Genomic DNA, 13,518 nt, shown 5'->3' on the forward strand with positions numbered 1-13,518 from the left:
AACCGCGGTCGCGGTCAGGAGTCGTCGCCCGTCGGCCCGACGGCGCTCTGAATCCGACAGCGGATGGACTCCTCGACGCCGTCGCGCTCGACCGGAATCACCCACTTCTCGCCGCAGCCGAGGACGGTCACCATCTCGCCGTCCTGTCGGTGTTTCACCGAGACGAACACCTCGCCGCGCTCGGGGTCGTAGTCGACGAGTTCGACGAGCACGTCCTCGCCGGCGATGAGGAGGTTCTTCGCGCCGTCCAACTCGGTGACGTAGGACTCGGTGTTCCCGGCCGGGTCGGTGACGAACAGTTCGACGACCGGCACGTCCTCCCCGTCGGGGTAGCTCGCGTCGACTTCGAGCGCCCCGTCTTCGAGCCGGATGCCGTGTATCTCGACGAGCGACGCCGCGACGCCGAAGGTGTCAGCGACCTGCTGACGGAGGTCCCCCAACGGGATTCGAACCGACTCTCGAATCGTTCCCATGCCCGCCCCTACGAACGGGGGGTGTATGAGCGTGTCCGCTAGTCGTCGCCCCAGAGGGCGTCCGCGAGGCGCGACCCCGACGGGACAGCCTCGCGGAAGGGGACCGAGTCGAACGCGAGCGGCCCGTTGAGCGAGAGAAAGCCGAGTTCGCCCTCGGGTGCGCGGTCGAGGTTGGTCAGGAAGGCCACCTTTCGGACCGCCTCGACGCCCTCGACGGTCGCGTCGGGGTCGACCGACTCGTACAGGGCGGCGTGTTCCCGGACGTGTTCGACGCAGCGTTTCGTCGGCGCGAACAGCAACAGCGCGTGGACGCCCGGCCCCTCGCGGCCGAGTTTCGTCCGGATGGCGTGCTCGTCGTCCTTGTAGAAGTAGCGCTCCATGCGGCGGTACTGGCGGAGTATCTCGTTCGCGCCGGTGGCGTGGCGGACGGCGGCGTCGGCCTTGAGTTCGATGAGGTAGTCGACCGGTTCGGGCGTCCGAACCCGGACGTACACGTCGGCGACGCCGCGGTTCCCGTAGTGGTCGTACGGCTCTTCGAGGTGAATCTCCACGTCGTCGAAGGCCGCCCGGAAGTGCTCGACCACCCGCGTCGCCAACTCGTCCTCGCGCATCTGTCGGTCGAGACGAGGCGGCCGTCGGGGAAATGTCCCGCGGTTCGCCCGGCGCGACTCGGCACATCGGAAAACACATACCGTCGGCGTTCGGTTGGGGAATCGACATATGTCCCTGCCGACCCGCAGACAGGTCCTCCAGGCTGGCGGCGCGTCCCTTGTCGCCGCGCTCGCCGGGTGTTCCGGCGAGGGGTCCAGTTCCAGTTTAGACGAGCCACGCGGTCCCTCCCCGGACGCGCTCGTCACCGACTACGACGCCCTGACAGTTCGCAACGACGCCGAGACCGGCATCTTCCGGGACGCCGCCCGGGAAGACGAGGACACGGGGTCGTCGTATCTCGACGATTTCCTCGTCACCACCGACGAGGAGCGCGAGAACGTCGCCGTCGCAGCCGAACCCGACGGCATCGACGAGGCCCGCGCGTTCATCGACGAGACGGAGTTCGACGCGCAGACGCTCGTCATCACCCAGCACCGGACGGACGCCTGCCACCGCGTGAAACTGCTGTACGTCACGCACCCCCCGGACAGCGCCGTCCACCTCGACTTCTGTCACCCGCTCCGCCCGGCCTCGGTCGAGTGTTCCGTCGACGACCGCCACGTCGTCGCCTCGCTGGTTCGACTGCCCTACTCGTCGAAGGGCGAGTCGAGTTGGGGACACGGCGGCGGAAGCAGTTGTCGCCTCCCGCCGTCGCTCCGAACCGAGACGGAGGACGCCTGAGATGCCCCGGACGCGACGCGACGTGCTCGCCTCGCTCGCCGGGGTCGGCGTCGCCGGACTCGCGGGGTGTACCGCGCTCGACGCTGGCGGCTCCGAAACCGAGGACCCGTCTCTCGACGCGGCGACCCTCCGCGAGGTCAGAGAACTCGGGTCGCCGGCGTTCCCGGCCCGCGTTCCGGCCCCGATTGCCGATTCGTTCCTCGAACGGGGCCGCGCTCGCGCCCGCGAACTCCTCGATTCCTGTCCCGAGAGGATGTCCCCGGAAGAAGTCCCGAACGAGGCGGTCCGGGAAATCTACGCCGAGGCGTACGCGGACGCCGCCGAGGACCTCGAACGGACGGCGGCTGACGAGTCGCCCTTCGAGGCGCTTCGGGGACTGCGCTACGCCCGCGGGGCCGCGGCGATGGCGAAGGGGACCTACGAGGCCGCAGTCGGCGGCTTCACCGAGTCTGACGTGCGTGACGAGGCCGAGGCGGTCCGCGCCGACATCGAGTCGTTCCGGCTCGGCACGCGTTATCTCGGCGACGAACCCGACCGGGCGCTCGTGGTGTACGAGGCCGTCGAGAACCTCGTCGCGGCCGCGGTCAGGTATCTCGACAACGCCGGCGAGTACGGGCGCTACGCCGACAGCGCCCCGCGGGTCGGCGAACTCTTCGACGCGGTCGAGTCGGCGCGGGCGTCGCTCGACGGCGCGCGCCACGTCCGCGACCGCTATCTCGCGACGATTCCAGACCCGGTGGACTTCACCGGCCCGTTCGAGGCGACGGCCTCCTCGCTCGCCGAGATTATCGCGGACCGCCTGTCCGAGTATCCCGAGGAGGAAAGGCTCGAACCCGTCGTCGAGGCCGAGGGATTCGACACGGAGGAACTCGAATCCATGCCGGCCAAAGACCTGCTGGTGGAGACGTTCGTCGAGTTCGGTTCGGGCGTCCGCACCGTCCGCGAAGCCCTCGGAAGCGACCGCTTCGCCACCGCGCTCGTGGGCGCACACACCGCCGAGACGCACCGCCGCGCGTTCGAGGACGCAGTCACGGAAGTCAAGCGAGGCCGGTACGAGTCGGTCGAGTCCGCGGCCGCGGTCAGAGACGCGAAACTCGGCGCGCTCGAAGCCCTCGAAGCCGCCCGGTCGGACGGGTCGAACCCGCACCTGACGCGGCGCGCGCTGGTCGATATCGCCCACATGGTCGGCCGCGGGGACCGTTCTCTCGGCGACGACTACTATTCGGACGACGACCCTCGGGCCGCGCGAAACGCACTCGCGCAGTACGCGACCACCGAGTTCGCCGCGCGCGAGACGCCTGATGTGAGCGCGTGGGTGCTCGGGACGCTCGCGGCCGAGCGCGGCGGCGTCCGCCGCTGACGGGCCGTTTCCTTCGTTTTGGGCGCGTTCCCGCGAACTGTTTGGACGGTATCTACCGGTCCGACTGCCGCGTCTCTGCATCGACTCTCGGAAACTCTCGAGACGACCGCTTCGATAACTCGCGGGCGGCGAGTCATGGGGGCGCCCACAGGTGGTTCATGCAATCCACGCACTACCATCGCGCTCGACCGAGTCGAACGCTCGATGGACGAACTCCGGGTGAGGTGCTCCTTAGATAGCACCTCCTCGTCTCGGTGAAACGCGGGAGATTGGCAACGTTTGGGTGTCCTCCGTCGCAACGCTACCCAACCCGATAATAAGTTTTAATATTTGATGACGGTTTGATTGTTATATGGCCGTCGTTAGCGTCTCGATGCCGGAGGAACTACTCGAGCGAATCGACCAGTTTTCCGAGGACCACGGATATACTGGTCGGAGCGAAGTGCTCCGAGAGGCGAGTCGGAACCTCCTCGGTGAGTTCGAGGACAAGAAACTCGAAGACCGCGAACTGATGGGCGTCGTAACTGTCGTCTTCGATTACGAGACGACGAGCGTCGAAGAGAAGATGATGCGACTCCGCCACGAGTACGAGGACATCGTTGCGTCGAACTTCCACAGCCACGTCGGCGGGCACCACTGTATGGAACTGTTCGTTCTCGAGGGGTCGCTCGAAGACATCTCGACGTTCGTCGGAAAAATCAGAGCGACGAAAGACACGCTCACGATCGATTATTCGGTGCTTCCGGTCGACGACTTCGGTCCGCTCGCCGATATGAACTGAATTCGCTGTCCCACGTTCGGACCCCACGCTGTCGACTCACCCGGACAGATTGGTCGTAGCGCTGGGGTAGTCTGTTATCGGAACTCTCTCTATCAGTGGACCGCTGTAGCGGACGCTGAACGAGTAGATGCTCTGTTCGACCGGCGAGAGGCGTCGTCGCCGGTGTATCGTTCGGCCGAGGAAGTTAGGTGTCGGCGGGCGTACCACTCTCACATAATGTCTGACGAACCATTCGTCGTCGTCGGCGGCGACGCCGCCGGACTTTCCGCCGCGAGCAAGTTCGCCCGCGCCGACGCCGACCGCGAGGTCGTCGTCTTCGAGAAGGGCCGCTGGGTCTCCTACGCCCACTGCGGCACGCCCTACTTCGTCAAAGGCGAGGTCGACAAGCTCACCGACATGCTCTCGCTGTCGCCCGAGGCGGCCGCCGACCGCGGCATCGACCTCCGGCGCGAACACGAGGTCGTCGCCGTCGACACCGACGAGCGGGTCGTCACGGTCGACGGCCCCGACGGGGCGTTCGAACAGCCCTACGGCGACCTCCTCGTCGCCACCGGCGCGCGGGCGCTCCGCGACCCGATAGACGGCATCGACCTCGACGGCGCGTTCACGCTCCACGGGCTGGACGACGCGGCGGCGATTCGGTCGTTCCTCACCGACCCGGACGAGGCCTCGGTCGCCGACCTCGGCGGCGGCGGGTTCGTCGACGAGGCGCGAGCGGCCCGTTTCGGCGCGATGGAACCGCCCGAGTCGGTCGCCATCGTCGGCGGCGGGTTCGTCGGCGTCGAGATGGCTGAGGCCTTCACCGCCCACGACCTCGACGTCCACCTGTTCCAGCGCTCCGGGCACGTCCTCAGCTCCTTCGGCGACGCCGTCGGCGAGCGGGTCGAAGAACACCTCGAAGATAACGGCGTCACGCTCCACCTCGGCGCGTCGGTGGAGCGACTCCGCGGCGACGACGCGGGCCGGGTCGAGGCCGTCGTCTGCGAGGGCGACGAACTCGCGGTCGACGCGGCGATGGTCGGCATCGGCCTCCGCCCCAACTCGGACCTCGTCGCCGACGCGGTCGACCTCGGCGAGACGGGCGCTATCGCGGTCGACGACTACGGGCGGACGAGCGCGGAGCGCGTCTACGCCGCGGGCGACTGCGCCGAAATCGACCACGTCGTCACCGGCGAGCCGACGTGGAACACGCTCGGCCTGCCCGCGAACCGCGCCGGGCGAGCCATCGGCCAGACCGTCGCCGGCGACCCCGAACCCATCGGGACCGTCGCGAACACCTCGGTCGTGAAGGCGTTCGACCTCGAGTGCGGCCGCGCCGGCGTGACCGACCTCGACGAGGCGCGCGACGCGGGCTTCGACCCCGTCTCGGAGACCATCACCGCCGGCTCGCGGTCGGGCTACTACCCCGGGTCCGCCGAGACGACCGTCACGCTCGTCGCCGACCGCGACACGGGGCGACTGCTCGGCGGCACCATCGTCGGAGCCGACCGCGCCGCCGTCAGAATCGACACCGTGGCGACCGCGCTCGCCTCCGAGTTGACCGTCGCCGAGGTGGAGCGTCTCGACCTCGGCTACGCGCCGCCCTTTAGCCCCGTCTGGGACCCGATTTTGACCGCGGCGAAGGTGCTCCGCGGCTCGCTGTAAGCCGCGAGCGGTTCGAAATTCGAACCGAACAAAACGACTATTATCGATTGTGTGGTAACGATACGCTCACGTGCTGGATATACCTCCAACAGAGCGCGGGTGTGTCGAAACGAAACCGACGCGGCCGACGAGTCCGGCGGAGTCGCATCGGCGTCCGCCGAGCGGAGCGTGGTGTCGGTGAACGGCCGGGTCGCCGCCGGACTGTTCGTCCTTCTGGGACTCCTCTGGGGGAGTTCGTTCGTCGCCATCGAAGTCGGTCTCGCGTACTTTCCGCCGCTACACTTCGCGGCGCTTCGGTTCTTCCTCGCGGGGCTCATCGTCCTCGGCTACGCCGCCGTCTCGACCGACTACTGGCGGCCGCACAGCCGGACCGACTGGACGCTCGTCGGCGTCTCCGGCGGCCTCCTCATCGGCGCGCACCACGCGTTTCTCTACCTCGGACAGGAGCACGTCCCCGGCGCGGTGGCGGCCATCGTCATCAGTCTCGGCCCGGTCCTGACCGCGCTGTTCGCGACGGGCATCCTCGGCGACCGCATCTCGCCGCTCGGGGTCATCGGGTTCGGTTTCGGCTTTCTCGGCGTCGGCCTCGTCGCCCAACCGGACCCGAACGCGCTCCTCTCCAGCGACGTGGTCGGCGTCGCCATCGTCTTCGTCGCCTCGGCGTGTTTCGCCCTCGGTGCCGTCCTGACGCGCCCCTTCTCGTCGGACATCCCGGCGCGGACGCTCCAGGCGTGGGCGATGCTGTTCGGGGCCGCGCTCCTGTCCGTCGCGGGCGTCGCCACCGGCGAGTCGCTCGCGGCTATCGAGTGGTCCGGCGTCGCCGTCGGCTCGCTGCTCTATCTCGCCGTCGTCAGCGGCGCGGGCGCGTTCCTCATCTACTTCGAACTGCTCGGCCGGTTCGGCCCGACGCAGATAAACCTCATCGGCTACGTCGAACCGGTCTCCGCGACGCTCCTCAGTTGGGCCTTCCTCGGTCAACTCATCGACTCCGTGACCGCGCTCGGCTTCCTCTCCATCTTCGCCGGCTTCGCGCTCATCAAGCGCCGGGCGCTCGGCGAGTTGGTCGCGGGAGCGCGCGGTCGGTCTGCGGAGTGACCGTCGTCGAGTCCCGCGTTTCGCCCGCGGAGCAACGGACACAAGTAGTCGAGCGAGCGAACACTCACTCACCATGCCCGCCGACTCCGTGCCGCCCGAGCAGAAAGCACAGATTGCGAACGCGGTCCGCGCGGCGCTCGCCACGCACGGCTACGCTCGGCTGACGACGAAGAAGGTGGCCGCGGAGAGCGAAAAGAGCGAGGCGGGGCTGTACTACTACTACGACTCGAAAGACAAGATGATCGTCGCGTTCCTCGAAACGTCGGAGGACTACCTCGCGCGGAGCCTCGACGAAATCGACGCCGAGGGCCCCGAAGAACGGCTTCGGGCGGTCTGCGACATCCTCATCGTCGACGAAGACGACGCGGCCGCCGCCGGCGTCAACATCGCCGTCATGGAACTCCTCTCGCACGCGCCACACAACGAGACGCTCCGCGAACCGCTGCTCCGGATGGAGCGCCACACCCTCGACGTTATCGCCGACATCGTCCGCGACGGCGTCGAGCGGGGCGTCTTCCGCGAGGTCGACCCCGAGGGAACGGCCGCGTTCGTCCTCTCGGCGACCGACGGCTACACCGGCTTTGCCCTCGCGCTCGGGATGGAGGGCGTCGGCGACGACCTCCGGGAGTCGCTGTCGGCGTACATCGACTCGTTGTTGGTCGAGTGAGGCCCGCCCGTCTGTTTCCGTCGTCCCCGCTCGGTCCGGCACTTATCTACCGAAACGGCCGTAAGCGGGCGGACGAATGTCTTTCGAAGGGTCGTGGTACCTTGACCCTCGGAAGGGTTATCCGTCGCCCGACCTTCGATTTGTTCGTAATGGCACACGGCAAAGTTGATTTCTTCAACGACACTGGCGGCTACGGTTTCATCTCTACTGACGACGGCGACCTCGACGACGACGAAGACGTGTTCTTCCACATGGAAGACGTCGGCGGCGAAGACCTCACGGAAGGTACCGAAGTCGAGTTCGACATCGAGTCCTCGCCCAAGGGCCCCCGCGCGGCGAACGTCGTTCGGCAGTAACACCGAGACGCGACTGCTGTTTGTAGCGGCAGACGACACCTCGACTTTTCAGACGATTACACGGCGAGCCGAGGCTCTCGACGGAACCGAGCCTCTCGGCCGTGGTTCGCTCCTCCCGTTTCTAAGTAAGTACTCACTCAGTAGATTTATATCGCTCCTCGAACGACTCGATTCCATGCCGAGCCTACACAGCGTCCACGCCCCGCCGAATCACGCCGAGCGTCCACGCCTGCCAACCGCCTCAATCGAGGTCTCGCGATGACGCTCGTCGAGGACGCGACGCTCGGCGTCCACATCCTCGCCGGGTTCGCGGCGCTGTTCGCCGGCTTCGGCGCGATAGCCACGAAGAAAGGCGGCCGTCGCCACCGTCGGGCGGGCCGGGTCTACGTCGCGGGGATGACCGTCGTCGCGGTCACGTCGCTCGTGCTGTTCGCCCTCGCGCCGACCCGCGGGCGGACGTTCCTCGCGCTCGTCGCGGTGTTCAGCTACTACTTCGTCTTCTCGGGCGACCGCGTCCTCTCGCGGAAGCGCCCGACCGACAGGCCGGAACTCGTCGACTGGGTCGCGGTCGGTCTGCTCGCCACCGCCGGAGTCGGTCTCCTCGCCATGGGCGCGCTCCGGTTCCTCGCCGGCGACAGTTTCGCCACCGTGATGCTCGTCTTCGGCGCTGCCGGCGCCGGCTTCGGCGTCCGCGACCTCGCCGCCTTCCGCCGGGAGCGCGCGGAGTCTCGGGAGTGGTTCTTCGAACACATCGGCCGCATGGGCGGCGGCTACATCGCCACCGTCACCGCCTTCTCGTCTGTCAACTTCGACTTCCTCCCGACCGTCGCCGCGTGGCTCTGGCCCACCGTCGTCGGCACGCCACTCATCTTCCTCGCCATCCGGAAGTACAAACGCGGGTCGCCCGGCGCGGCCGCCTCGACCGCCGACTGATTAGGAACCGCGGGCGACCGCTCTTTTCCCCACCTTCCGACCGCTATCTCGACGGCCTCTCGCCGCGGAGTGTGACGGCGCTCGACGAATTCCGGGCCCACATTGAATAACAACGGTGAACGATAGAATAACAGCACTTATTATATCGAATGAGTTTTCTAATAACATGCGAACGAAGACCCGACGCAGGTTCCTCGCGACAGTCGCCGGAAGCGCCGCCGTCGGCCTCGCGGGCTGTCTCGGTGACGGCTCGTCCGATTCGACCGACTCGTCAGCCGAATCGGAGACGACGGCCGCGGCCTCGTTCTTCGTCTTCGGCGACGTGGCCCGACGCGTCGCTGGCGACGTCGCGTCCGTCGACACGCTCGTCCCCATCGGTCAGCACGGCCACGGCTGGGAGCCCGGCCCGGACGTGCAGGGCCGGGTACTCGAGTCCGACCTGTTCGTCCACGGAATGCCCGGCTTTCAGCCGTGGGCCGACGACATTCGGTCGTCGCTCGAAGCCGACGGGTCGGATGTCACCGCGGTCGACGCCTCCGCCGACGTGGAACTCCACGAAATCGGACCCGACGGCCACGTCCACGACGACGAGTCCCACGACGAGGCGGAACAGCACGACGAAGAGGCGCACGCGAACGAGACGCACGAGGAGACGCACGCAAACGAGACACACAGCGAAGAGACCGAACACCACGAAGAGACCGAACACCACGACGACGAGCACGCCGAGGAGTCGGAGAGCCACGACCACGGCGAGCTCGACCCGCACTTCTGGCTGGACCCGACGCGGGTCGCCACCGCGACCGAGACGCTCCGCGACGCCTTCCAGTCGGTCGATTCTGCGAACGCCGACGCCTACGCCGCGAACGCCGAGTCCTACCGCGAGACGCTCTCGGAACTCGACGCGGCGTTCGAGGACGGCCTCGCCGCCCGCGACCGCGACGTGATTCTCGTCGCCGGCCACGACGCCTACGGCTATCTCTCCGACCGCTACGACCTCGAAATCGTCGCGCTCACCGGTATCTCGCCGGACGAGGAGCCGTCGCCGCGGGACATCGAGCGGGCGCAGGCGACCATCGAGGAACACGGCATCCGACACGTCCTCGCCGACCCGCTGGAGTCCGACCGCGCCGCACAGCAACTCGTCTCCGAGACGGACGCCGAGGACGTGCTCCCGCTCACGCCGCTTCCCGGCGTAATGACTGAGTGGGAGGAAAACGACTGGGGGTACGTGGATATCATGCGAGAGGTGAACCTCCCGTCGCTCCGGACGGCGCTCGGCGCGCAATGACGGCCGTCTCGCTCAGCGACGTGTCCTTTTCGTACGGCGACGTCCCGGTCGTCGACGGGGTTTCGCTCGACGTGGCCGAAGGCGAGTTCCTCGGCCTCGTCGGCCCGAACGGCTCGGGCAAGAGCACGCTCCTGACGCTGATGCTCGGGCTCCGCCGTCCGACCCGCGGCGAGGTGCGACTGTTCGACCGCCCCGCCCACGACTTCGCCGACGGCGAGCGCGTCGCCTACGTCGCACAGGACGCGACGGACGCGGCCCGGGACATGCCGGTCACCGTCCGCGAGGTCGTCCGGATGGGTCGTTACCCGCGGAACCTGTTCGGCCGCTTCTCGGCCGACGACCGCGAGGCGGTGGCCTCGGCGCTCGACCGCGTCGGTATCGCGGACCTCGCCGACCGCCGGGTCGGGGCGCTCTCCGGCGGCCAGCGCCAGCGAGTGTTCGTCGCCCGCGCGCTCGCCGCGGAGGCCGACCTGCTCGCCCTCGACGAGCCGACGGTCGCCCTCGACGCCGAGTCCCGCGAGGCGTTCTACGACCTCCTCGGCGAACTGAACCAACAGGGGATGACGGTCGTCCTCGTCGAACACGACATCGGCGTCGTCACGGCCCGCGCGTCCCGAATCGCCTGTCTCAACAAGCGGCTGTACTTCCACGGCGACACCGACGACTTCGCCGAGAGCGACGCGCTCGCCGCGGCCTACGGCGCGAACCAGCGCGTGCTCGACCACGACCACGGCCATCACCACGGCAACTCTCACGACCACCAGCGGGGTCACTCCCACGGCGACGCCCGCGCCGAACCGGAGGACGAGCAGTGAGCGGCCTCGTCGCACTCGCGGCGACCGACCTCCTCGCGGTCGATTTCTTCGCGGCCGACTCCCTCGCGCCGCTCCTCGTGGCCGACGCGTTCACGGGCGTTTTCGACTGGTTCTTGACGGTGGTCGTCGGCGGGGCGTTCTCGTGGCTCGCCGGCGTCACCGGTCTCGACTTCCTCGGCTACCCCTACATGCAGCGGGCGTACCTCTCGGTGCTCTGCATCGGCGTCGTCGGCCCGCTGGTCGGGTCGTTCCTCGTCTACCGCGACCTCTCGATGGTCGGGGACACGCTCGCCCACACCGCCTTCGCCGGGGTCGCGCTCGCGCTCTTCCTCGACGCGACGCTCGGCCTCGCGGTCCCGCCGCTCCTCGGCGCGCTCGTCGTCGCGGTCGTCGCGGCGCTCGTCGTGCAGGCGCTCATCGAGTACACCGACGCCCGGAGCGACGCCGCGCTGGCGATGGTCCTGACCGGCGGCTTCGCCCTCGGGAGCGTGCTCATCTCGCTCACCGGCGGCGGCATCTCGGTCGGTATCAACCAGTACCTGTTCGGCTCGCTGGCGACCGTCTCACGGGCCGACGTGGGACTTCTCGTCTCGATGGGACTCGTCGTCGTCGGCTCGGTCGCGGTCGCCTACCGGCCGCTCGTGTACGTCACGTTCGACGAGACCGCCGCCCGCGCGTCGCGGCTCCACGTCCGCGCCGTCAACACGCTCCTGTCGATTCTCACCGCGTTCGTCGTCGTCAGCGCGATGCGAATCATGGGCGTCATCCTCGTCGCGGCGCTGCTCGTCATCCCCGTCGTCACCGCCTCGCGACTCGGGCGGAGCTTCAAGCAGTCGCTCCTCTACGGCGTTCTCGCGGGCGAACTCGCGGGCGTCGCCGGCGTCACGGTCGCGTACCTCTACGGGCTCGCCGCCGGCGGCTCCATCGTCCTCGTCGCGCTCGCGGGCTTCGTCGCCGTCGCCGCCGGACACCGACTGTCCTGAGCGGTTCGCGTTTCCGCCCGGCTTCCCCGCTTCGGCCGTAGTGGTTCGGCACCCCCGCGCCTGTCTCCGGCCTTGTCCGGACAAGTGATTTTTAAACCGGCCGACGATTTCTGGTTCTATCAGCCGCTGGTAGTGTGGTATCTATCCTGCAATATACCTCCCGAATCTGTTATTTTTGGCAGTTTCGAGCCGGTTAGCGGCAATGTGGGGTTATCCGATTTGATACTGTTCGCGAATACTTATCACATCACTCCCACACGTTTTCGTATGGCAATCGAGCGAAACAAACGCGAACCGGCCGCCGGTGACGGGGCCGCCTCCCGACAGCACGACGCGTATTCCGGTCGCGGTGCCGCCGGCGCGGCGACCGACGAGGTTCTCGACGACGTGGACGACGTGGACGACGCGACCGACGAAATCGGCACGGCCGTCGCCGAACTCTCCCGCGCCTCCGAGAGCGTGGCCGTCAGCGCACAGGAGATAAGCGACCTCGCGGGCGACCAGTCGACCAACATGCACGAGGTCGCCGGCGAGGTGTCGAACCTGAGCGCCAGCGTCGAGCAGATAGCTTCCAGCGCCGACCAGACGAAGGCGATGAGCGACCAGGCGCGCGACCTCGCCGCCGAGGGACGAAGCTCCGCGGACAACGCCGCGGACGCGATGGAAACCGTCGACGACGTGACCACCGACGTGTACGACGAAATCACCGACCTCCGCGCGAAAGTCGACCAGATAGACAGCGTCGTCGAAGTCATCAACGACATCGCCGACCAGACGAACCTGCTCGCGCTCAACGCCTCCATCGAGGCCGCCCGCGCCGGCGAGGCGGGGGCCGGGTTCGCCGTCGTCGCCGACGAGGTCAAGAGCCTCGCGGAGCAGTCCCGCGACAGCGTCTCCGAAATCGAGGCGGTCGTCGGCGACATCCAGGAGACGACCGAGACGACCGTCGGCAACATCGAGGAGGCGAACGAGGAGGTCAACGACGGCATCTCGGAGGTCGACGCGGCCGTCTCCGCGCTCCGGAACATCGACGCCGCGGTCGGCGAGGCCGCCGCCGGCGCGGAGGAGGTCGCCCGCGCGACCGACCAGCAGGCCGCGAGCACCGAGGAGGTGGCGAGCCTCGTCGACCAGACCGCCCGGGGCGCAGAAGAGGTCGCCGGCGAGATAGACCAGGTCGCCGCGGCCACCGAAGAGCAGACGGCGAATATTTCCGAGGTCGCGCTCCTCGTCGGCCACATCGACGACGAGGTGGACGAGCTTGAGGACGAGGTGGACGACCTCGAAGACGAACTCGACGCGACCGAAACGGGCTCTCCGCCCGGGGCGCGTAGATGTCGCTCACGGACGCGCCCGACGCGGCGCTCGACGAGCCGACGCAGGTTCTCGAATTCGACATCGGCGCGGAGCGCTACTGCGTGGCCCTCGACGTCGTCACCGAGATTATCGACCGCAAGCCGGCCCGCTCGCTCCCGGACTCGCCGCCGCACGTCGTCGGCGCGATGGACTACCGGGGCGCGACGACGATGCTCGTCGACACGGCCTCGCTCCTCGGCGTGGGTTCGAACCCCGACGCCTCCCGCGTCGTCGTCTTCGACGCCGCCACCGAGGACGCGACCGTGTTCGGCTGGCTGGTCGACGAGGTCGACCGCGTGACGACGGTCGACCCCGAGACCGTCGACGACGCGCCGTTCGGCGACGACCTGACCCGCGGCGTCGTCAGGGGCGACGACGGCCTCGTCGTCTGGGTCGACCCGCCGGTCGACGAATAGGCCGACCGCACCGTACTTT

14 protein-coding genes and 1 pseudogene are annotated in these 13,518 nt (G+C 68.1%); 13 read left to right on the forward strand and 2 right to left on the reverse strand.

The window, feature by feature from the left end:
- Positions 1-14: 14 nt before the first annotated feature.
- Both DEQ92_RS16825 and DEQ92_RS16830 read right to left on the reverse strand, forming a co-directional pair.
- Positions 15-473: a hypothetical protein gene (locus DEQ92_RS16825; protein WP_004978105.1), complete on the reverse strand. Its 459-nt coding sequence runs from the start codon at positions 471-473 to the stop codon at positions 15-17.
- Between the two features lie 38 nt (positions 474-511).
- On the reverse strand, positions 512-1,084 hold the full coding sequence (locus tag DEQ92_RS16830) for a hypothetical protein (RefSeq protein WP_042665444.1): 573 nt from the start codon (positions 1,082-1,084) through the stop codon (positions 512-514).
- A gap of 109 nt (positions 1,085-1,193) precedes the next feature.
- Between DEQ92_RS16830 and DEQ92_RS16835 the strand changes: the two genes are divergently transcribed.
- The 13 genes and pseudogenes from DEQ92_RS16835 to DEQ92_RS16895 all read left to right on the forward strand — a co-directional run bounded on the left by DEQ92_RS16835 (position 1,194) and on the right by DEQ92_RS16895 (position 13,499).
- Complete coding sequence (locus DEQ92_RS16835; protein WP_004978110.1) at positions 1,194-1,805, forward strand: hypothetical protein; 612 nt, start codon at positions 1,194-1,196, stop codon at positions 1,803-1,805.
- A 1-nt stretch (position 1,806) separates the two neighbouring features.
- Positions 1,807-3,165: a hypothetical protein gene (locus DEQ92_RS16840; RefSeq protein WP_115821151.1), complete on the forward strand. Its 1,359-nt coding sequence runs from the start codon at positions 1,807-1,809 to the stop codon at positions 3,163-3,165.
- 352 nt (positions 3,166-3,517) lie between these two features.
- Entirely contained in the window at positions 3,518-3,946 is a 429-nt protein-coding gene (locus tag DEQ92_RS16845) for a CopG family ribbon-helix-helix protein (RefSeq protein ID WP_115821152.1), read from the forward strand.
- Between the two features lie 216 nt (positions 3,947-4,162).
- Positions 4,163-5,590: an FAD-dependent oxidoreductase gene (locus tag DEQ92_RS16850; RefSeq protein ID WP_050460344.1), complete on the forward strand. Its 1,428-nt coding sequence runs from the start codon at positions 4,163-4,165 to the stop codon at positions 5,588-5,590.
- Between the two features lie 177 nt (positions 5,591-5,767).
- Positions 5,768-6,685 (forward strand): DMT family transporter, encoded by a 918-nt coding sequence (locus DEQ92_RS16855; RefSeq protein WP_049905316.1) that lies wholly within the window; start codon positions 5,768-5,770, stop codon positions 6,683-6,685.
- A 73-nt stretch (positions 6,686-6,758) separates the two neighbouring features.
- The gene (locus DEQ92_RS16860; protein WP_115821153.1) at positions 6,759-7,352 is read left to right on the forward strand and encodes a TetR/AcrR family transcriptional regulator; all 594 of its coding nucleotides are present in this window, start codon (positions 6,759-6,761) and stop codon (positions 7,350-7,352) included.
- A gap of 149 nt (positions 7,353-7,501) precedes the next feature.
- Entirely contained in the window at positions 7,502-7,708 is a 207-nt protein-coding gene (locus DEQ92_RS16865; RefSeq protein ID WP_004978121.1) for a cold-shock protein, read from the forward strand.
- A 258-nt stretch (positions 7,709-7,966) separates the two neighbouring features.
- Complete coding sequence (locus DEQ92_RS16870; protein ID WP_115821154.1) at positions 7,967-8,641, forward strand: DUF2306 domain-containing protein; 675 nt, start codon at positions 7,967-7,969, stop codon at positions 8,639-8,641.
- 166 nt (positions 8,642-8,807) lie between these two features.
- Complete coding sequence (locus DEQ92_RS16875) at positions 8,808-9,932, forward strand: metal ABC transporter substrate-binding protein (RefSeq protein WP_115821155.1); 1,125 nt, start codon at positions 8,808-8,810, stop codon at positions 9,930-9,932.
- On the forward strand, positions 9,929-10,747 hold the full coding sequence (locus DEQ92_RS16880) for a metal ABC transporter ATP-binding protein (RefSeq protein WP_004978126.1): 819 nt from the start codon (positions 9,929-9,931) through the stop codon (positions 10,745-10,747). Before DEQ92_RS16875 ends, DEQ92_RS16880 begins: the two co-directional genes overlap by 4 nt.
- Positions 10,744-11,730, forward strand: a complete 987-nt coding sequence (locus DEQ92_RS16885) for a metal ABC transporter permease (protein WP_115821156.1) — start codon at positions 10,744-10,746, stop codon at positions 11,728-11,730. Before DEQ92_RS16880 ends, DEQ92_RS16885 begins: the two co-directional genes overlap by 4 nt.
- Positions 11,731-11,997: 267 nt before the next feature.
- A pseudogene (locus tag DEQ92_RS16890) lies at positions 11,998-13,017 on the forward strand (methyl-accepting chemotaxis protein); the annotation flags it as partial.
- A gap of 44 nt (positions 13,018-13,061) precedes the next feature.
- Complete coding sequence (locus DEQ92_RS16895) at positions 13,062-13,499, forward strand: chemotaxis protein CheW (RefSeq protein WP_004978132.1); 438 nt, start codon at positions 13,062-13,064, stop codon at positions 13,497-13,499.
- Positions 13,500-13,518 lie beyond the last annotated feature (19 nt).

The organism is Haloferax sp. Atlit-6N (genome assembly GCF_003383195.1).
Taxonomy (GTDB): Archaea; Halobacteriota; Halobacteria; order Halobacteriales; family Haloferacaceae; genus Haloferax; species Haloferax gibbonsii.